Annotated in this window: 16 protein-coding genes, 2 tRNA genes and 1 pseudogene; 9 read left to right on the top strand and 10 right to left on the bottom strand. The window is 53.2% G+C overall.

The features are described 5' to 3' along the window. Nucleotides 1-270: 270 nt before the first annotated feature. The 3 genes and pseudogenes from pykF to Y71_RS15000 all read right to left on the bottom strand — a co-directional run bounded on the left by pykF (nucleotide 271) and on the right by Y71_RS15000 (nucleotide 2982). Nucleotides 271-1683 carry a pyruvate kinase PykF gene (pykF, locus tag Y71_RS15005; protein ID WP_007374747.1) on the bottom strand — a complete coding sequence of 471 codons (1413 nt, stop codon included), beginning with the start codon at nucleotides 1681-1683 and terminating at the stop codon, nucleotides 271-273. A gap of 80 nt (nucleotides 1684-1763) precedes the next feature. Further along, nucleotides 1764-1895, bottom strand: a pseudogene (ynhH, locus tag Y71_RS31120) (protein YnhH); the annotation flags it as partial. Nucleotides 1896-2190: 295 nt separating this feature from the next. After that, a complete protein-coding gene (locus tag Y71_RS15000; protein WP_007374749.1) occupies nucleotides 2191-2982 on the bottom strand; it encodes an inositol monophosphatase family protein in 792 nt (263 codons plus the stop codon). 172 nt (nucleotides 2983-3154) lie between these two features. On the opposite strand from Y71_RS15000, the gene Y71_RS14995 reads away from it, so the two are divergent. The 4 genes from Y71_RS14995 to Y71_RS14980 all read left to right on the top strand — a co-directional run bounded on the left by Y71_RS14995 (nucleotide 3155) and on the right by Y71_RS14980 (nucleotide 6702). Continuing rightward, nucleotides 3155-3922, top strand: a complete 768-nt coding sequence (locus Y71_RS14995; protein WP_035889233.1) for a basic amino acid ABC transporter substrate-binding protein — start codon at nucleotides 3155-3157, stop codon at nucleotides 3920-3922. Between the two features lie 69 nt (nucleotides 3923-3991). Then, the gene (locus Y71_RS14990) at nucleotides 3992-4756 is read left to right on the top strand and encodes an amino acid ABC transporter permease (RefSeq protein ID WP_007374751.1); all 765 of its coding nucleotides are present in this window, start codon (nucleotides 3992-3994) and stop codon (nucleotides 4754-4756) included. Beyond that, nucleotides 4743-5465 carry an amino acid ABC transporter ATP-binding protein gene (locus tag Y71_RS14985; RefSeq protein ID WP_007374752.1) on the top strand — a complete coding sequence of 241 codons (723 nt, stop codon included), beginning with the start codon at nucleotides 4743-4745 and terminating at the stop codon, nucleotides 5463-5465. Before Y71_RS14990 ends, Y71_RS14985 begins: the two co-directional genes overlap by 14 nt. A gap of 181 nt (nucleotides 5466-5646) precedes the next feature. After that, nucleotides 5647-6702, top strand: coding sequence for an NAD(P)-dependent alcohol dehydrogenase (locus tag Y71_RS14980; protein ID WP_007374753.1), 1056 nt, complete (start codon nucleotides 5647-5649; stop codon nucleotides 6700-6702). An 83-nt stretch (nucleotides 6703-6785) separates the two neighbouring features. Here the strand turns inward: Y71_RS14980 and Y71_RS14975 are convergent. The 3 genes from Y71_RS14975 to mdtK form a co-directional block, all read right to left on the bottom strand. Next, nucleotides 6786-6862, bottom strand: a tRNA-Val gene (locus Y71_RS14975). 10 nt (nucleotides 6863-6872) lie between these two features. Then, nucleotides 6873-6949: transfer RNA gene (locus tag Y71_RS14970), tRNA-Val, on the bottom strand. Between the two features lie 151 nt (nucleotides 6950-7100). Beyond that, the gene (mdtK, locus tag Y71_RS14965; protein WP_007374754.1) at nucleotides 7101-8474 is read right to left on the bottom strand and encodes an MdtK family multidrug efflux MATE transporter; all 1374 of its coding nucleotides are present in this window, start codon (nucleotides 8472-8474) and stop codon (nucleotides 7101-7103) included. A 312-nt stretch (nucleotides 8475-8786) separates the two neighbouring features. On the opposite strand from mdtK, the gene Y71_RS14960 reads away from it, so the two are divergent. Next, nucleotides 8787-9422 (top strand): riboflavin synthase, encoded by a 636-nt coding sequence (locus Y71_RS14960; RefSeq protein WP_007374756.1) that lies wholly within the window; start codon nucleotides 8787-8789, stop codon nucleotides 9420-9422. 150 nt (nucleotides 9423-9572) lie between these two features. After that, nucleotides 9573-10007, top strand: coding sequence for an IS200/IS605 family transposase (gene tnpA / locus Y71_RS14955; protein WP_007369221.1), 435 nt, complete (start codon nucleotides 9573-9575; stop codon nucleotides 10005-10007). Nucleotides 10008-10083: 76 nt separating this feature from the next. On the opposite strand, the gene cfa is transcribed toward tnpA, so the two are convergent. Continuing rightward, the gene (gene cfa, locus Y71_RS14950; protein WP_007374757.1) at nucleotides 10084-11232 is read right to left on the bottom strand and encodes a cyclopropane fatty acyl phospholipid synthase; all 1149 of its coding nucleotides are present in this window, start codon (nucleotides 11230-11232) and stop codon (nucleotides 10084-10086) included. A gap of 298 nt (nucleotides 11233-11530) precedes the next feature. Then, nucleotides 11531-12730 (bottom strand): purine nucleoside transporter PunC, encoded by a 1200-nt coding sequence (gene punC, locus Y71_RS14945; protein WP_007374758.1) that lies wholly within the window; start codon nucleotides 12728-12730, stop codon nucleotides 11531-11533. 110 nt (nucleotides 12731-12840) lie between these two features. Between punC and punR the strand changes: the two genes are divergently transcribed. Further along, nucleotides 12841-13752: a DNA-binding transcriptional activator PunR gene (punR, locus tag Y71_RS14940; RefSeq protein WP_007374759.1), complete on the top strand. Its 912-nt coding sequence runs from the start codon at nucleotides 12841-12843 to the stop codon at nucleotides 13750-13752. A 19-nt stretch (nucleotides 13753-13771) separates the two neighbouring features. On the opposite strand, the gene purR is transcribed toward punR, so the two are convergent. Further along, nucleotides 13772-14797: an HTH-type transcriptional repressor PurR gene (gene purR / locus Y71_RS14935; RefSeq protein ID WP_007374760.1), complete on the bottom strand. Its 1026-nt coding sequence runs from the start codon at nucleotides 14795-14797 to the stop codon at nucleotides 13772-13774. 299 nt (nucleotides 14798-15096) lie between these two features. On the opposite strand from purR, the gene cydH reads away from it, so the two are divergent. After that, complete coding sequence (gene cydH / locus Y71_RS30045; RefSeq protein WP_090137008.1) at nucleotides 15097-15186, top strand: cytochrome bd-I oxidase subunit CydH; 90 nt, start codon at nucleotides 15097-15099, stop codon at nucleotides 15184-15186. Nucleotides 15187-15350: 164 nt separating this feature from the next. Continuing rightward, nucleotides 15351-16520 carry an MFS transporter gene (locus Y71_RS14930; protein ID WP_035889236.1) on the top strand — a complete coding sequence of 390 codons (1170 nt, stop codon included), beginning with the start codon at nucleotides 15351-15353 and terminating at the stop codon, nucleotides 16518-16520. Nucleotides 16521-16550: 30 nt separating this feature from the next. Here the strand turns inward: Y71_RS14930 and sodB are convergent, their stop codons facing one another. Further along, the gene (gene sodB / locus Y71_RS14925; protein ID WP_007374763.1) at nucleotides 16551-17132 is read right to left on the bottom strand and encodes a superoxide dismutase [Fe]; all 582 of its coding nucleotides are present in this window, start codon (nucleotides 17130-17132) and stop codon (nucleotides 16551-16553) included. Between the last annotated feature and the right edge of the window lie 26 nt (nucleotides 17133-17158).

Raw genomic sequence — 17158 nt, 5'->3', positions numbered from 1 at the left:
TTACAAGTATTACACAAAGTTTTTTAGGTTGAGAATATTTTTTTGATGGGAATACCCTTAAATTTGATCGTTCGCTCAAAGAAGCACCGACTTTGAATAAATGGTTAAAAAATGTGTGTTAAAACATCGGGCTTCCATCGGATTCATCTTAGATAATGTGCTGCTTAAATAGTGAAATCCGATTTGATTTTTTATTTAAGCTGGAGACGGAAATATAAAAAAAGCGCCGCGAGGGCGCTTTTTTAAACAGTCTAAATTGTCTGGTTATTATTACAGAACGTGGACAGAAGCGGTGTTTGTGGTGCCGCTCGGAACCAGCGCGCCGGAAACCATCACTACGACGTCGCCTTTGCTGGCCAGACCGCTCTGCAGCGCTACTTCTTTACCCAGACGGTAGAAATCGTCCGTAGAAGAGATCTCTTTCACCAGCTGTGGGACAACGCCTTTGCTCAGTACCAGTTGGCGGGCAGTGATTTCGTTAGTCGTCAGCGCCAGGATGGTCGCATCCGGGAAGTATTTACGCACTGCGCGTGCGGATTTACCACCCTGAGTCGCTACCACAATCAGCGGTGCTTCCAGTTTTTCTGCGGTTTCAACGGCGCCACGGCAAACTGCTTCGGTGATGCGCAGCTTACGGCTGTCGTTGTTGTAGTCCAGACGGCTGGTCATTACGCGATCGGTACGTTCACAGATGGTCGCCATGATACCAACGGCTTCCAGCGGGTATTTACCTTTTGCAGATTCACCGGACAGCATAACGGCATCGGTGCCGTCGAGGATGGCGTTCGCTACGTCGCCTGCTTCCGCACGGGTCGGACGCGGGTTTTTGATCATCGAGTCGAGCATCTGGGTCGCAGTGATAACGACTTTACGCGCGCGGATACATTTCTCGATCATCATCTTCTGCGCGAAGATCACTTCTTCAACCGGGATTTCAACGCCCAGGTCGCCGCGAGCAACCATGATGCCGTCAGAAGCTTCGAGGATTTCGTCGAAGTTGTTCAGGCCTTCCTGGTTTTCGATTTTGGAGATGATCTGGATGTTTTCGCCGCCGTGCGCTTTCAGATGCTCACGGATTTCAACCACGTCGGAACGTTTACGGATGAAGGATGCCGCAACGAAATCAACGCCTTGCTCACAGCCAAAGATCAGGTCTTGCTTGTCTTTTTCAGCCAGCGCCGGCAGCGCGATGGAAACGCCTGGCAGGTTAACGCCTTTGTTTTCGCCCAGGTCGCCGTTGTTCAGAACCTTACAGATAACTTTGTTACCTTCGATTGCGGTAACTTCCATGCCGATCAGACCATCGTCCACCAGAACGGTGTTGCCGACGCTCAGATCATTGGTGAAACCTTCATAGGTCACAGCAACAGTGTCGGCATTGCCGACCACGGATTTGTCAGTGGTGAAGGTGAAGGTCTGACCCGCTTTCAGGGAGACGTCATTGCCACCTTCCAGCTTGATGGTGCGGATTTCCGGGCCTTTGGTGTCCAGCAGAATTGCCGCTTTTTTACCGGTTTTGCTCAATACGTTGCGCAGGTTTTTGATGCGCTGGCCGTGTTCAGCATAGTCACCGTGAGAGAAGTTTAAACGCATGACGTTCATGCCCGCGTCCAGCATTTTCGCCAGCATCTCTTCGGATTCGGTTTTCGGACCGATGGTGCAAACAATTTTGGTCTTTTTCATGACAGTTCTGGTCTTTAAGTTTGAGTTGAGAAGGATTGGGAATTCACGCTCCGGCTGGCGCGCAATGGCCCCGGAGTCAAACCTGTGTTACGAAAAGAGCGATGCCACTGCCTAAGGATAGGTGACATCAAAAAAGCGTGCAGAGTAATGTGTGCCTGAGTTTCAGCCCAACAGGGAAAAGTATGATTTAAGTTTGGTGTTTTACAGTTCAATCAGCTGAAACCATTCAAGAGTGAATAGGTCGGCATTATACGCCAATTTTCAGCGAAAAGGAAAATGAAAACGGTGTTTCAAAAATCATCTGTGCAGTTTCACAACGAAGTGTTATCAACGTGTTAAGTTCGCCCAAAAATAAAATCCGCAGATTTACCGCCAAAATTGCACTTTTACCGCCAAATGGATAAAAGCAGGGGTAATCTGCGACCCGGATTCACAAATTTGAACGTATAAAATATCAACAAGTGAAACACGTTAAGTGTGCACGCTGTAACGTTTTAGCGATGTTATTTAGCGATTGAGGATACGTAATGCCTGTTCGTGCAAAAAAGGGCAGCCGGAAGCAAGGATATGACCGCCCGATTCCGGTCTCCCGCCGTCTAATGTTGTCACCACGCCGCCTGCCTGTTCGATAATGGGGACCAGCGCCACAATGTCATATGGTTGCAACGCATATTCCAGACACAGATCAATCTGCCCGGCAGCGAGCATGGCCATCGCGTAGCATTCACCGCCGTAGCGGATCATCAGCGTACTCGCTTCCAGCGCAGCAAAATTGATTGCCGGGAAACGCGACACGGGTTCAGGCGAGGTGGTGTGGAAAATGGCCTGCTCAAGCGCGATTCCCCGGCGCGTCTGTAGCTGCGTCGTGCCCTGCGGCCCCTGATGCCACGCCTGCTCGCCATCGGCCCAGAAACGCTCGCGGGTAAAGGGCTGGTCCATCATGCCGATACGCGAGCGGCCTTCAACCGTCAGGCCAATCAACGTTCCCCAGACTGGCAAACCGCAGAGAAAAGGGCGCGTGCCATCAACCGGGTCCAGTACCCACTGCAACGGGCCAGAACCCGTCACCCCGAACTCTTCGCCCATAATGGCGTGTTCCGGATAGCGGGCGGTGATGATGTCGCGCATTACACGCTCCGCCTCGCGATCGGCGTCGGTTACCGGGTCGAAGCGAAACCCCTCTTTGGGTTTGCTGCCGACATGCAGATTGGTTTGCGCGCGAAAACGCGGCAGTGTCTGTTGATCTGCCGCATCGGCCAGTTCATGCAAAAAAGCGCTATCAGGCACAATATGATTCATTGCGTAACTCTCCGGTGTCTTGTTTGGACGCTGAAAGTGGACTTTCCGAACCTTGAATCTCTGCTTGTAGCATAACCCAATGACAGATTATTGATTGTATACAATAAAGATTGCATACATAGCGGCTTATATGTATTTTTATGCACATAATTTGCATAAAAAGGTGGTGTGTATGTTCAGGAAGTGGATGCAGGCAGGTTGTCTTTTTGCTGCGCTGGCGAGCAGTGCGTTTGCTGCCCAGCAAACTTACGTGGTGGGCGCTGGGGGAACTTATCGTCCGTTCGAGTTTGAAAACAGCCAGAAGCAGTTAGAAGGCTTTGATATCGACATCATTAAAGCCATCGCCAAAGCCGAGGATTTTAATATCAAGCTGATCAACACGCCGTGGGAAGGGATCTTCGCCACGCTGGGCTCCGGCGATCGCGACATCATTATTTCCGGCATTACCATTACCGACAAACGTAAGCAGATGGTTGATTTTTCCGCGCCTTACTTCCCGGCGGAGCAGTCGATCGTGGTTCCGGCCAGCTCAAAAGTGACCTCTCTGGCGTCACTGAAAGATGAAAAAGTCGGCGTAGTGAACTCCAGCACCGGCGATATCGTGGTTTCAGACGTGTTGGGGAAAAACAGCACGGCGATTAAACGCTTTGATAACACGCCGCTGATGCTGCAAGAGTTATTCGAAGATGGCGTCAGCGCGGCCGTGGGCGATGTGGGCGTGGTGAAGTATTACATCAAACAGCACCCGGAAAAACAGTTCAAACTGGTACCTGACGCGAAGTTTGAACGTCAATATTTTGGTATTGCGGTGGCAAAAGGGAATACCGAATTGCAGGCGAAAATTAACAGCGGCCTGAAGAAAATTGTGGCTGACGGTACCTACGCCAAAATTTATAAAACCTGGTTTGACGACCACGTGCCTGAATTGCCCGCGCAATAACACTTCGCTTCTTTTTTATTCCGGCTACCGTGAACATTCCGGTAGCCGTCATTTTTTCAGGAATGACTTATGTCGGGATTCCGTTGGGAAATAATCCAGGAGTACGCGCCGTTATTTATGGAAGGCGCCTGGATGACCATCAAATGCACGATTATCTGCGTTATTTTAGGCACGCTTTGGGGCCTCACGCTCGGCCTTGGCCGCATGGCGCAGGCTGAACATGGGCCGTGGAAATATGTATTGCGCTATCTGGTGCAATTTCCGGTGCGTTTTTATGTCAGCGCTATTCGTGGTACGCCGCTGTTTGTGCAGATTATGGTCGTACACTTTGCGCTGGTGCCGCTGTTCATTAACCCGCGTGACGGCATTCTGGTGACCAGTGGGATCATGAGCAGCGATCTGGCGCGAGGGTTGCGCTCCGACTATGGCGCGTTTCTCTCCTGTATCGTCGCTATTACGCTCAATGCCGGAGCCTACGTGTCGGAGATCTTCCGCGCGGGTATTCAGTCTGTCGATCGCGGGCAGATGGAAGCCTCCCGTGCGCTGGGTATGCCGTGGTGGAAGACGATGCGCAAAGTGATCCTGCCGCAGGCGTTCCGTCGCATTCTGCCGCCGCTGGGTAATAACGCCATTGCTATTGTTAAAGATTCATCACTGGCGTCAGCGATTGGTCTTGCGGATCTGGCCTATGCCGCCCGCACCGTTTCTGGTGCGTATGCCACCTACTGGGAACCCTATCTGACCATTTCGCTGGTCTACTGGGTGATCACCTTCCTGCTTGCGCAACTGGTTAATCGACTGGAAAAGAGGTTTGGCAAAAGTGATTCACATTAAAAACCTGCATAAACATTTTGGCGAAAGCCATGTGCTGCGCGGCATCACTTGCGATATCAAGCCGAAAGAAGTGGTGTGCGTGATTGGGCCGTCCGGCTCGGGGAAAAGTACCTTTCTGCGCTGTATGAACGGCCTGGAGTCGGTGAGCGAAGGTGTCGTTGAGGTTAACGGCTTTGCGATCCACAATCCGAAAACCGATATCAACAAGCTGCGCGAAAGCGTCGGCATGGTTTTCCAGCGTTTCAACTTGTTCCCGCATATGACAGTGCTGGACAACCTGACAATGGCGCCTGTGAACCTGAAGGGGATGAAACGCGCTGAGGCCGTTGCCCTGGCGGAGAACCTGCTGGCGAAAGTCGGGCTGAGCGATAAACGTGATGCCTGGCCGGCGAGTCTTTCCGGCGGGCAACAGCAGCGCGTGGCAATTGCCCGCGCGTTGGCGATGAATCCGGCGATTATGCTATTCGATGAGCCGACATCGGCGCTCGATCCGGAGCTGGTGGGTGATGTATTGCAGGTGATGAAAACGCTGGCGACGGAAGGGATGACGATGGTGATCGTCACTCATGAAATGGGCTTTGCCCGCGAAGTGGCGGACCGGGTGATATTCATCGACCAGGGCGTGATCCAGGAAGAGGGGCCGCCGCAGAAGATTTTCACCGCGCCCACCAATCCCCGGACCGCCGCGTTCCTCAGTAAAGTTCTTTAACATCAAGCTCTCTGCGGAGGGCTTTTTTGTTTTCCGATGACAGAAAGTGCAAAGCGTGCGATCGGACGGCGGTGGATACTGCAACGCGCCATACTTGAACGACGGTGTGGGAGCAACAACAGGATCACAATCGGGTGTTATCACCTTTGTATCAAGCCTGAAGAATAAACGGAGAACAACCATGACGATGAAAGTCCTCGGCTATGCCGCACAGTCAAATAAAGCCCCGCTGGCGCCTTTCCATTTTGAGCGTCGCGACCCACGGGCAGATGATGTGGTGATTGATATTCTTTATTGCGGCGTTTGCCATTCCGATCTTCACCAGGCCCGTAACGACTGGGGGTTCAGCCAGTATCCCATCGTGCCGGGTCACGAAATTATTGGTCGCGTTGTGTCTGCGGGGGCGGGTGTCAGTAAATTCAAACCCGGCGATTTAGTCGGCATCGGCTGCATGGTCGATTCCTGTCGTGAATGTAACCCCTGCAAACAGGGGCTGGAACAGTATTGCGAAGAGGGGAACGTCCAGACCTATAACGGTATTGACCGGCACGATCACCGTCCTACATTCGGTGGTTATTCACAATCGATCGTCTGCTCGCAAGATTTTGTGTTGCGCATCCCGGAGAACCTCGATGCGCAAGCTGTCGCACCGCTGCTGTGCGCCGGGATCACCACCTGGTCACCGCTGCGCCGCTGGGGCGTGAAAAAAGGCAGTAAAGTCGCGGTGATCGGCCTTGGCGGGCTGGGGCATATGGCGCTGAAACTGGCGCATGCGCTGGGTGCGGAAGTGACGCTATTTACCCGTTCACCGGGCAAAGAGGCGGATGCCCGTCGTCTGGGGGCGCACCATGTGGTGCTCTCTACAGACGCGAAACAGATGGAAGCGGTACACGGGGAGTTTGAGCTGATCATCGATACCGTGCCTTACACCCACGATATCAATGCCTATCTGTCAACGCTGACGCTGGATGGCACGCTGGTATTTGTTGGGCTGCTGGGCGAACTCGAACCGACCATTAACACCATCCCGCTGCTGATTGGTCGCCGTTCGGTTTCCGGCTCCGCGATTGGTGGTATTGCCGAAACTCAGGAAATGCTCGATTTCTGCGGTGAACATAACATTACGGCGGATTCGGAGTTGATTCGGATGGATGAGATCAATGACGCCTTTGAGCGCCTGCTGAAAAGCGACGTGAAGTACCGTTTTGTTATCGATATGAAAACGCTGAGCGCGTAAACGTAAAACACCGGCAGGCCGCGTTGGCGGTCTGCTGCGTAACGCAGCGATAAAACAAGGGAAGTAAAAAGGAAACTTAAGAATGGTGCGTCCGAATGGACTCGAACCATCGACCCCCACCATGTCAAGGTGGTGCTCTAACCAACTGAGCTACGGACGCACTGAGAGAATGGTGCGTTCAATTGGACTCGAACCAACGACCCCCACCATGTCAAGGTGGTGCTCTAACCAACTGAGCTATGAACGCAGTGTTGTGGCTGACAACGGGGACGAATATTAGCGGCAGCCCGGAGATGTGGCAAGGGGAAAATGGCAAATTTCTTCCTGAATTCACGCGATTGCGGAACAACTAACCAAAACGCCGGGAAAGTAGCCGCCATCCGGCGGCTACTGGCCTGTTAATGCGCAGCGCGCTGCAAAATCCGGGCGGAAGGCTGGCGTTGCAGGAAGCGCATCCGCAGCATCATCAAAATTGCCGCAGACGTCAGGCCGATGATAAAGCCCATCCAGAAACCGGCCGGTCCCATTCTTGGCACCACTAAATCAGTCAGCGCCAGGATATAGCCGGAAGGAAGCCCCAGCACCCAGTAGGCGGTAAACGTGATAAAGAAGATGGAGCGCGTATCCTTATAGCCGCGTAGCACGCCGCTGCCAATGACCTGGATCGAATCAGAAATCTGATAAATCGCCGCCAGCAACATCAGGTGTGATGCCAGCGCCACGACTTGCGGATTATCGTTATAGAGCAGGGCAATCTGCTCGCGCAGCAGCACGGTGAAAATCGCCGTGACCACCGCCATGCAGACGCCAACCATCAGCCCGGTGAGCGCTGCGATTTGCGCATCAAGGGTTGATCCCTGCCCCAGGCGGAAACCGACGCGAATGGTCACTGCCGCACCAAGCGACATCGGCAGCACGAACATCAGCGAACTAAAGTTGAGGGCGATCTGGTGCCCGGCGACATCGACAATACCCAGCGGCGACACCAGCAGTGCAACCACCGCAAACAGCGTGACTTCAAAAAACAACGCCAGCGCAATTGGCAGGCCGAGTTGCGTCAGACGTTTTAGTACGTTCATATCTGGTTTCGCAAAACGCTGGTTCTGCTGAATATCGCGCATGACGCGGGCGCGTTTCACCCAGATGCGCATACAGATAAACATCACCCAGTACACCGAGGCTGTGGCCACGCCGCAACCGATGCCGCCCAGCTCTGGCATACCAAAATGGCCGTAGATAAAGATGTAATTCACCGGGATATTGACCAGCAGGCCGAGAAAACCCATCACCATGCCGGGTTTGGTGCGGGCAAGGCCTTCGCACTGGTTACGCAGTACCTGGAAGAAGAGATAACCGGGCACGCCCCACAGTAGCGCGCGCAGGTAACCCACGGCTTTGTTGGCTAACTCCGGGTCGATGTTGTGCATCGCGCGAATGATATGGCCGGCATTCCACAGCACCACCATCACCAGAATGGAGACAGTGCCTGCCAGCCAGAACCCCTGACCGATTTGATGTGCGATGCGATCGCGGCGCCCTGAACCGTTAAGTTGCGCAATCACCGGCGTTAGCGCCAGCAGCAGGCCGTGTCCAAACAGGATCGCTGGCAGCCAGATTGAGGTACCAATGGCGACGGCAGCCATGTCCGTGGCGCTGTAGCCACCCGCCATCACCGTATCAACGAAGCCCATAGAGGTCTGGGCCACCTGCGCGAAAATAACCGGCACCGCAAGGGCCAGTAACTGACGCGCTTCTGCTACATACTTCTGCACGTGAACACCTTTATATTGTTGTTATAAGAAAGAATGGAACGGCTTATCAGGAAGGAGTTTTCCTTGTGCTAACAAGAATGCCGCAGTGTGAAAGATGCGGCATGCGCATAAATATTACCTGCTACAGCCTCTTTTTTCCATGTTGACCATAAAGCAAAATTATTACCGCGCCTGGAGCGGGGCGCTTATCTTATCACCGGCCTGGCGGGAAAAGCAGCGGCGGGGTGAATGAGACTGGCATGGGCTATTTTCACCTGTTATTGTGCGTAAAGAACACGGCTGAGCCGTAGGAATGGAACAGGAGTGGTAAGTATGTTTACGGGTATTGTACAGGGTACGGCAAAACTGGTTTCGATTGAGGATAAACCGAATTTCCGCACCCACGTTGTTGAGCTTCCTGAAACGATGCTGGAGGGAATTGAGACCGGTGCATCCATTGCTAACAATGGTTGCTGTCTGACCGTGACGGCCATTAATGGCAGCCATATTAGTTTCGATTTGATGAAAGAGACGCTGCGTATTACCAATCTCGGTGAGCTAAATATTGGTGATAGGGTAAACGTTGAGCGCGCAGCAAAATTCAGCGATGAGATTGGCGGCCATTTAATGTCCGGCCATATTATGACGACCGCTGAAATCGTTAAAATTCTCACCTCCGAGAATAACCGCCAGATCTGGTTTAAAGTGCAGGATCCGGCCTTGATGAAATATATCCTCTATAAAGGATTTATCGGTATAGACGGTATTAGTCTGACGGTCGGTGAGGTGACAAACAGCCGTTTCTGTGTGCATCTGATTCCGGAAACGCTGCAACGCACCACCCTTGGTGAGAAAAAGCTGGGCCACCGCGTCAATATTGAGATCGATCCGCAAACGCAGGCCGTGGTCGATACCGTTGAGCGTGTGCTGGCGGCAAAAGAAGCCGCTGTCATCAGCGGCGAAGAGTAAAGAAAACCCCGGCTTGCCGGGGTTTTTTGTTGTCACCCTTAAACCACCTCCTGGGGAGGTGGTGATTGATCCTGTAAGGCTATAGCCTGAAGAATGCCCATGCCGGAATATCTCTGCTTACTCACCACAAGTAAAAGGAGACAAACCGACATGGGGCTTTACAGGAGTTCATCACATGTATATTGGCGTTGTAAATATCACATAGTCTGGACGCCTAAGTACCGTTTCAGGATCCTGAAAGATAAGTTGGGCAAGGAACTTTACAGGACAATCTACATTCTCTGCGGAATAAAGGATTGTGAGGTTCTGGAGCTAAATGTTCAGCCAGATCATGTACATCTGGTCGTAATAGTCCCGCCGAAAATCTCGATATCAACTCTAATGGGGCATCTGAAAGGTCGCAGCGCAATCAGACTCTACAATCGTTTCCCACACATAAGAAAGAAGCTATGGGGCAACCACTTTTGGTCACGTGGCTACTTTGTAGATACTGTCGGTGTGAACGAGGAAATTATCAGACGATATGTGAGGCATCAGGAGAAAACGGAACAAATACATGAACAGCAAATGGAATTGCTAGAGTAGTAAGCGGGAAGTGACAATAGCCCCCCTTACAGGGGGCATTCTCAAAAGCCACCTTCTAAGAAGGTGGTCTTTTACTTTAGCGCGGAACGCGCAGGCCGTGTTCGATACCGCGGCTGAAGACGACCTGCCACAGTTGAATATCACGTGCACGGAAAGCGCCTGCGCAGGCGTTCAGATAGTAGCTGAACATCCGTTTGAAGCGTTCAGAGTAGTTGTCGGCAATTTCCGGCCAGGCGGCAAGAAAACGTTCGTACCATGCCATCAACGTGCGATCGTAATCGGCGCCGAAGTTGTGCCAGTCTTCCATCACGAAATGTGATTCACTGGCGTTGGCAATCTGGCGTACGGAAGGCAGGCAACCGTTCGGGAAGATGTAGCGGTTGATCCAGGGGTCAACATTGAGGTCGGTGCGTTTTGAACCGATAGTGTGCAGCAGGAAAATTCCGTCCGGTTTAAGGTTGCGATCCACCACGCTGAAATAGGTCGCGTAATTTTTCGGCCCCACGTGTTCAAACATCCCGACGGAGACAATGCGGTCAAACTGCTCATTCAGATCGCGATAATCCTGCAGGCGAATATCGACATCCAGCCCTTCACAACGCTGTTGCGCCATTTTTTGCTGTTCCGCCGAGATTGTTACGCCGACCACGCTGACGCCGTAATTCTGTGCCATAAATTGTGCCAGCCCGCCCCATCCGCAGCCGATATCCAGCACGCGCATACCGGGTTTCAGCTTCAGTTTTTCACCAATAAGCTTTAATTTCGCCCGTTGTGCGTCGTCGAGATTTTCTGCGTCTTTCCAGTAGGCGCAAGAGTATTGCATCTGCGGATCCAGCATGCGGGTAAACAGATCATTACCAAGGTCGTAATGCTCTTTACCGACAATCCAGGCCCGTTTTTTACTTTGCAGATTAAATAATCTTGCTCCGGCAATGCGGAGTGTGTCTTTGAAATGGTGCGGAAGCTGTTTTTCCAGTCCGGCACGCAGCACTTTGGTGAAGAAGATATCCAGACGATCGCATTCCCACCAACCGTCCATATAACTTTCACCTAGCCCGAGCGAACCTTCCTGTAAAACGCGTTTAAAAAAATCCGGGTTTTTCACCTGGATATCTGAAGCAGCGGGACCGTTAACGCGGATACCTGCGCGGCTCAGTAACTCGTTTGCTATACGGAACCAATTATCATCCCGTACGCCAACTTCTTCTATACACGATGAACTCATAACTTCTCCATCACTCGTAGTGATCTGAACCTTCAAACAGCGTAGTCGCTTTTTCGGGCTTGTGAGAAATCTCACGGTTTTCGCCGTGAGGCTGATATCCGACGTAGAACAGAGGAAGGGAGATGACCCTTGCCGAAAGGCCGTCCCTGGAATGGCGGGCACAATCCGGTGCCCGTTACTACATAATATTTATCGTATTTATTAAAAACCGAAAATTAGTATAGGCCTCAATATCAGGTGATTCAACTTAAAGCTGTTAGCAAACTAATCACTTAACTATTGATAGTCGCTAACATAATCATCCGTGCGAAGAGGAGGGGACAGCCTCATCTTTTACCGTTTCAGTATTACGCTGGTGTTGCTGGCGATAGCCAAACGCGGCCAGCAGCACCATCGCCACCATTACAGTGGTGGTGGTAAACAGCGGTGTGGCAATCAGCCCTGATACCACCAGGCTTGCCAGGAAACACAACCCGAGTTGCAACGTATTTTGCAGCGCGGCTGCGCGGCCAGTCGCCTGGGGAAACGGGCGTAACGCCTGTGCTACCACAACAGGATAGATGGCGCCGTTGGCCATTGCCATAAAACAGAACGGGATCAGCAGTGCGGTCAGTGATGTCTGCGGCAGCAAACCCACAATCCAGGTGGCAATCACGCTTAATCCAAAGGCGCTCAGCAGCCACGGAAGCAGGCGCGAACCCTGCCATTTTTGCAAGGCAGCGCGGCAACCATAACCGCCAATCAGGAAGGCAATGGTCTGCGGTACGTAACTCAGACCAATTACTGACGGACCATAACCCATTTCGTGCAAAATGAACGGCGAACCGGTCAGCCAGGCAAAAAAACTGGCCGAGCAGGCAGCGTAGATGATGACATTGCCGCGATATGCTTTATTGCGCAGCAGATCGTAAAAGGTCAGCGGCTGTTCATGCAGCGCAGCAGGCTGGGCGGGCGCTTTCAACCGCCAGGCAGGCACCATCAGCACCAGAGTTATTGCCAGCAGAGTGGCAAAAATCGCCTGCCAGGAGAAGTGCGCCAGCATCCAGGCACCCAGCAGGGGGGCCAGCGCAGGCGTCAGGCCCACCAGCGGCATAATGGTCGCGAAGATACGGTTAACGCGGTGTGCCGGATAGTGGTCAGTGACCAGCGCCTGCCAGCTAACCGTAGCGGCGCAAACGCCGATTGCCTGTACGAAACGCAGCGCAAGTAACAGGCTGGCGTCCCGTACCCACAATGTTCCCAGACAGCCAAGTGCGAAAATAGTCAGCCCGCTCAACAAAATAGGTCTGCGGCCATAGCGATCCGACAAGGGGCCCCATACCAGTTGTGCGACAGCAAAGCCTGCCAGAAACAAACTCAGCGTGGCGCTGACGATGGCCGGGGAGGTTTGCAAATCTTGTTGTATCGCGCTAAACGCGGGCAGGTACATATCGGTGGCTAAAAAGCCCAGCACGCTTAATCCCGCGAGCCAGACTAAAAATCCTTTTCCAGGTTGCATTTGAGTTCTCATCTTGTTGCTTCTTCAGGGCTGTCGAGTGTAAGGAGTGCTTTCCTGCTTGTGAAACGCTAATATTTGCGCAGTGGTTTCAAAATTTTTGCAGGCAGATTATGTGGTCAGAATATTCACTCGAAGTGGTTGATGCTGTTGCGCGCAACGGCAGTTTCAGCGGTGCCGCCCAGGAGCTGCACCGCGTACCTTCAGCGGTGAGCTATACGGTGCGCCAACTCGAAGAGTGGCTGGCAGTTCCGTTATTTGAACGCCGTCATCGGGATGTGGAGTTAACGCCCGCCGGAAGCTGGTTTTTAAAAGAGGGGCGATCTGTTATCAAAAAAATGCAGATCACCCGCCAGCAGTGCCAACAGATCGCCAACGGCTGGCGCGGCCAACTGGCGATTGCCGTGGATAACATTGTGAAACCGGCACGAACACGGCAACTGATCGTCGATTTCTACCGACATTTTAACGATGTCGAGTTACAGGTTTACCAGGAGGTGTTCAACGGTGTCTGGGATGCGCTGGCAGATGGCCGCGTTGAGGTGGCGATTGGCGCGACCCAGGCGATCCCGGTCGGTGGACGGTACGCGTTTCGTGATATGGGCATGCTGAGCTGGAAATGCGTGGTCTCCAGCCGCCATCCGCTGGCATCAATGCCCGGCCCGCTAAGCGATGAAACGTTGCGCAACTGGCCTTCGTTGATCCAGGAAGATACGTCGCGCTCGTTGCCAAAACGTATTACCTGGCTGCTGGATAACCAGAAGCGGGTAATCGTGCCGGACTGGTCCGCTTCAGAAGCCTGCCTTTCTGCCGGGCTGTGTGTGGGGATGGTGCCCGCGCATTTCGCGCGTCCGCGGCTGGACAGCGGCGACTGGGTGGCGCTGGAACTGGAGAACCCGTTTCCGGATGCGGCCTGCTGCCTGACATGGCAACAAAATGACGCATCACCGGCGTTGAACTGGCTGCTGGAGTATCTGGGGGACAGTGAGACGCTGAACAGCGAATGGTTGCGGGAGCCGGAGTAGCGGCCCCCGCAGGGCGTGATTAACGGCGGTAGTCGCGGAACGGACCATCCGCCACCGAACGACGCTCGATCAGACGCGGATGGACTTCAATGGACTGCGACTCTTCGCGCTTGTTGACGATACGATCGAGCAACATGGTAAACGCCGTTTCGCCCAGCGAATCTTTCGGCTGATGGATGGTGGTCAGTGCGGGCGTAAAGTAGCGGGAATTACGCACATTGTCATAGCCGATCAGCGAAATATCCTGGGGAACGCGCAGCCCCATCTCATCCGCCGCGCAGAGCGCACCCATCGCCATAATATCGCCGCCGCAGAACACGGCAGTAGGGCGGTGGGACTGGTTGAGGATTTGCTGCATCGCCCGGTAACCCGATTCCGGTTCAAAGTCGCCCTGCACGATCCAGTTTTCCGGTACGGTAATGATCGCCTCTTCCATCGCTTTCATAAAACCGGCGAGGCGGCCTGCGCCGGTGTTGCGCTCCAGCGGGCCTGGAATGACGCCGATATCGCGATGTCCGCGCTCAATCAGATAGCGGCCAGCCATATAGCCGCCTTCAAAAGCATTATCAATGACCGAATCGGTAAAATCGGCTTTCGCCTCGCCCCAGTCCATCACCACCATTGGGATATTACGGTACTCTTCCAGCATGCTCAGCAGCGACTCCGGGTATTCGGAGCACATCACCAGCAGGCCATCGACACGTTTTTGCGCCATCATCGACAGGTAGGCGCGCTGTTTCTCAAGGCTGTTCCAGGCGTTGCCGAGGATCAAGGTGTAGCCTTTCTGGAAGCATTTTTTCTCTACGGCTTCGATGATCTCGGCAAAATAGGCGGCTTCGCTGCTTGTGGCCAGTAAACCGATCGATTTGGTGTGATTGACCTTCAGGCTACGTGCCACAGCGCTGGGGGAGTAATGTAACTCTTTAATCGCCGCCCATACGGCATTGCGAGTCTCTTCAGCGACGAAGCGCGTTTTGTTAATTACATGTGATACGGTTGTAGTGGAAACGTTTGCTCGTTTCGCGACGTCTTTAATCGTTGCCATCAGAAATCACTCCAGACCATATCATAAGCTCCTGATAATACTTAAGGTAAACGTTTGCCTTCCATCACCCTGAACCCCAGCAAAGTGAGTGCGGTACGCCGGGAAAAAGACACTAAACGTCAGGAGGGGAGTCAATGGCCGGTACGCTAATAAATTTAGCGTCGAATTTTGTCTTATCTTGAGCAAAAGGGGAAGCGCTAAAACATATCTCCTCCTAATTCCTGCAAGATTTTTATGATTATTTGTGCAAAAATGCGCAAACTCACTTTTTGTGGGGAAATGAAAATGGAGAAAAATTGATGAGCACCGATCTGAAGTATTCTTTGGTCACTACCGTCATTGTTCTGAGCCTGATTGTTTTCGGTGGGCTGACCGCCGCGCTGCATTGATCTGGCACGAGGGAGAGCCTTCTCCCTCGGCTTTCCCCGCCATTGTTATCACTTCTGCAATAATCTTTTGTCATTCTGCTAACTTCTGTTTTTTGTGATTGCTGTCATACTTTTGACTTCTGCGACAGTGTCTCCAACCGACACGGCTTTTTCGGAGTCAAACGATGAAAGTAAATTTCCCTCTGCTTGCCCTGGCGATTGGCGCCTTTGGGATAGGTACAACGGAGTTCTCCCCGATGGGATTGCTGCCCGTTATTGCCCGTGGCGTCGATGTTTCCATTCCGGCGGCGGGGATGTTGATTAGCGCTTATGCGATTGGCGTGATGGTGGGGGCGCCGCTGATGACGCTGCTGCTGTCGCACCGTGGCAGACGTAACGCGCTGATCTTCCTGATGGCGATCTTTACGCTGGGTAATGTGCTGTCGGCAATCGCGCCGGACTACACCACCTTAATGCTGGCGCGCATCGTTACCAGCCTCAACCACGGCGCCTTCTTTGGTCTGGGATCGGTTGTTGCCGCAAGCGTGGTGGCAAAAGAGAAACAAGCCAGCGCCGTCGCCACCATGTTTATGGGGCTGACTATCGCCAATATTGGCGGTGTGCCTGCTGCAACCTGGCTGGGTGAAACCATCGGCTGGCGCATGTCGTTTATGGCGACCGCCGTGCTGGGTCTGGTTGCCATGCTGAGCCTCTACTTTTCACTGCCTGGCGGCGGAACGGGCGAACGTCCGGATGTACGCAAAGAGTTGTCCGTGCTGGTTCGTCCACAGGTGCTGTCGGCACTGCTGACGACGGTGCTCGGCGCGGGCGCGATGTTCACGCTTTATACCTATATTTCGCCGGTGCTGCGCACCATTACTGATGCTACGCCGGTGTTTGTTACCGGGATGTTGGTGCTGATTGGCGTCGGTTTCTCGATTGGCAACTACCTTGGCGGCAAACTGGCGGATCGTTCGGTAACCGGTACGCTGAAAGGTTTTCTTATCCTGCTGATTGCCATCATGCTGGCTATTCCGTTCCTGGCCCGCAGCGAAGTAGGCGCGGCTATCAGCATGGTGGTCTGGGGCGCAGCGACCTTTGCTGTGGTTCCGCCGCTGCAAATGCGTGTAATGCGCGTCGCACATGAAGCGCCAGGACTCTCTTCTTCAGTGAACATTGGTGCCTTTAACCTCGGTAACGCACTCGGTGCGGCTGCGGGCGGCGCGGTGATCTCCGGCGGCCTGGGATATGATTTTGTCCCGGTGATGGGGGCGATTATTGCGGGGCTTGGGCTGATGGTGGTGCTGTTTTCCGGGCGCTCCCGGCCGGAACGAGCCTGTGCGGCAGTCGAGTAAAAAGAGGAGGGGCAATGCCCCTCCTTTGTTTTATGCGGCGAAATTCTTCGCCACGAAGGCCCAGTTGACCAGCGCCCAGAAGTGTTCAAGGTAGTTCGGACGGGCGTTGCGGTAGTCAATGTAATAAGCATGTTCCCAGACATCGACAGTCAGCAACGGTGTCGCATCCGTCGTCAGCGGGGTTCCCGCATTGGACGTTGAGACAATCGCCAACCCGCCATCCGCTTTTTTCACCAGCCATGTCCAGCCTGAACCAAAGTTCTTCACTGCGGCATCGGTAAACTGCGCTTTGAACTCCGCAAAGCCGCCAAAGGCTTTAGCAATCGCAGCGGCCAGTTCGCCAGTCGGCTCACCACCAGCGTGCGGCGCGAGGCAATTCCAGTAAAAGGTGTGGTTCCAGACCTGAGCGGCGTTATTGAACACGCCACCTTCGCTGTGCTTAACGATCTCTTCCAGCGTTTTGCCTTCGAAGGCGGTGCCTTTGATCAGGTTGTTGAGGTTAGTGACATAAGTCTGATGGTGCTTACCATAGTGATACTCCAGCGTTTCGGCTGAGATATGCGGCATCAGGGCGTCTTTTGCATACGGTAATGCAGGTAATTCGAACGACATTGCTACTCTCCTTCATTATTTTAATA

The sequence above is a fragment of the Kosakonia radicincitans DSM 16656 genome, from assembly GCF_000280495.2.
Classification (GTDB): domain Bacteria; phylum Pseudomonadota; class Gammaproteobacteria; order Enterobacterales; family Enterobacteriaceae; genus Kosakonia; species Kosakonia radicincitans.
This window is presented reverse-complemented; position numbering and strand designations above follow the sequence as displayed.

What these genes read in the sequence shown, in the direction of transcription:
- sodB (WP_007374763.1), bottom strand. Translation starts at nt 17,132, where the DNA reads ATGTCGTTCGAATTACCTGCATTACCGTATGCAAAAGACGCCCTGATG.
- cydH (WP_090137008.1), top strand. Translation starts at nt 15,097, where the DNA reads ATGAGCACCGATCTGAAGTATTCTTTGGTCACTACCGTCATTGTTCTG.
- Y71_RS14980 (WP_007374753.1), top strand. Translation starts at nt 5,647, where the DNA reads ATGACGATGAAAGTCCTCGGCTATGCCGCACAGTCAAATAAAGCCCCG.
- punR (WP_007374759.1), top strand. Translation starts at nt 12,841, where the DNA reads ATGTGGTCAGAATATTCACTCGAAGTGGTTGATGCTGTTGCGCGCAAC.
- Y71_RS15000 (WP_007374749.1), bottom strand. Translation starts at nt 2,982, where the DNA reads ATGAATCATATTGTGCCTGATAGCGCTTTTTTGCATGAACTGGCCGAT.
- cfa (WP_007374757.1), bottom strand. Translation starts at nt 11,232, where the DNA reads ATGAGTTCATCGTGTATAGAAGAAGTTGGCGTACGGGATGATAATTGG.
- Y71_RS14990 (WP_007374751.1), top strand. Translation starts at nt 3,992, where the DNA reads ATGTCGGGATTCCGTTGGGAAATAATCCAGGAGTACGCGCCGTTATTT.
- Y71_RS14930 (WP_035889236.1), top strand. Translation starts at nt 15,351, where the DNA reads ATGAAAGTAAATTTCCCTCTGCTTGCCCTGGCGATTGGCGCCTTTGGG.
- pykF (WP_007374747.1), bottom strand. Translation starts at nt 1,683, where the DNA reads ATGAAAAAGACCAAAATTGTTTGCACCATCGGTCCGAAAACCGAATCC.
- Y71_RS14960 (WP_007374756.1), top strand. Translation starts at nt 8,787, where the DNA reads ATGTTTACGGGTATTGTACAGGGTACGGCAAAACTGGTTTCGATTGAG.
- purR (WP_007374760.1), bottom strand. Translation starts at nt 14,797, where the DNA reads ATGGCAACGATTAAAGACGTCGCGAAACGAGCAAACGTTTCCACTACA.
- tnpA (WP_007369221.1), top strand. Translation starts at nt 9,573, where the DNA reads ATGGGGCTTTACAGGAGTTCATCACATGTATATTGGCGTTGTAAATAT.
- punC (WP_007374758.1), bottom strand. Translation starts at nt 12,730, where the DNA reads ATGCAACCTGGAAAAGGATTTTTAGTCTGGCTCGCGGGATTAAGCGTG.
- Y71_RS14995 (WP_035889233.1), top strand. Translation starts at nt 3,155, where the DNA reads ATGTTCAGGAAGTGGATGCAGGCAGGTTGTCTTTTTGCTGCGCTGGCG.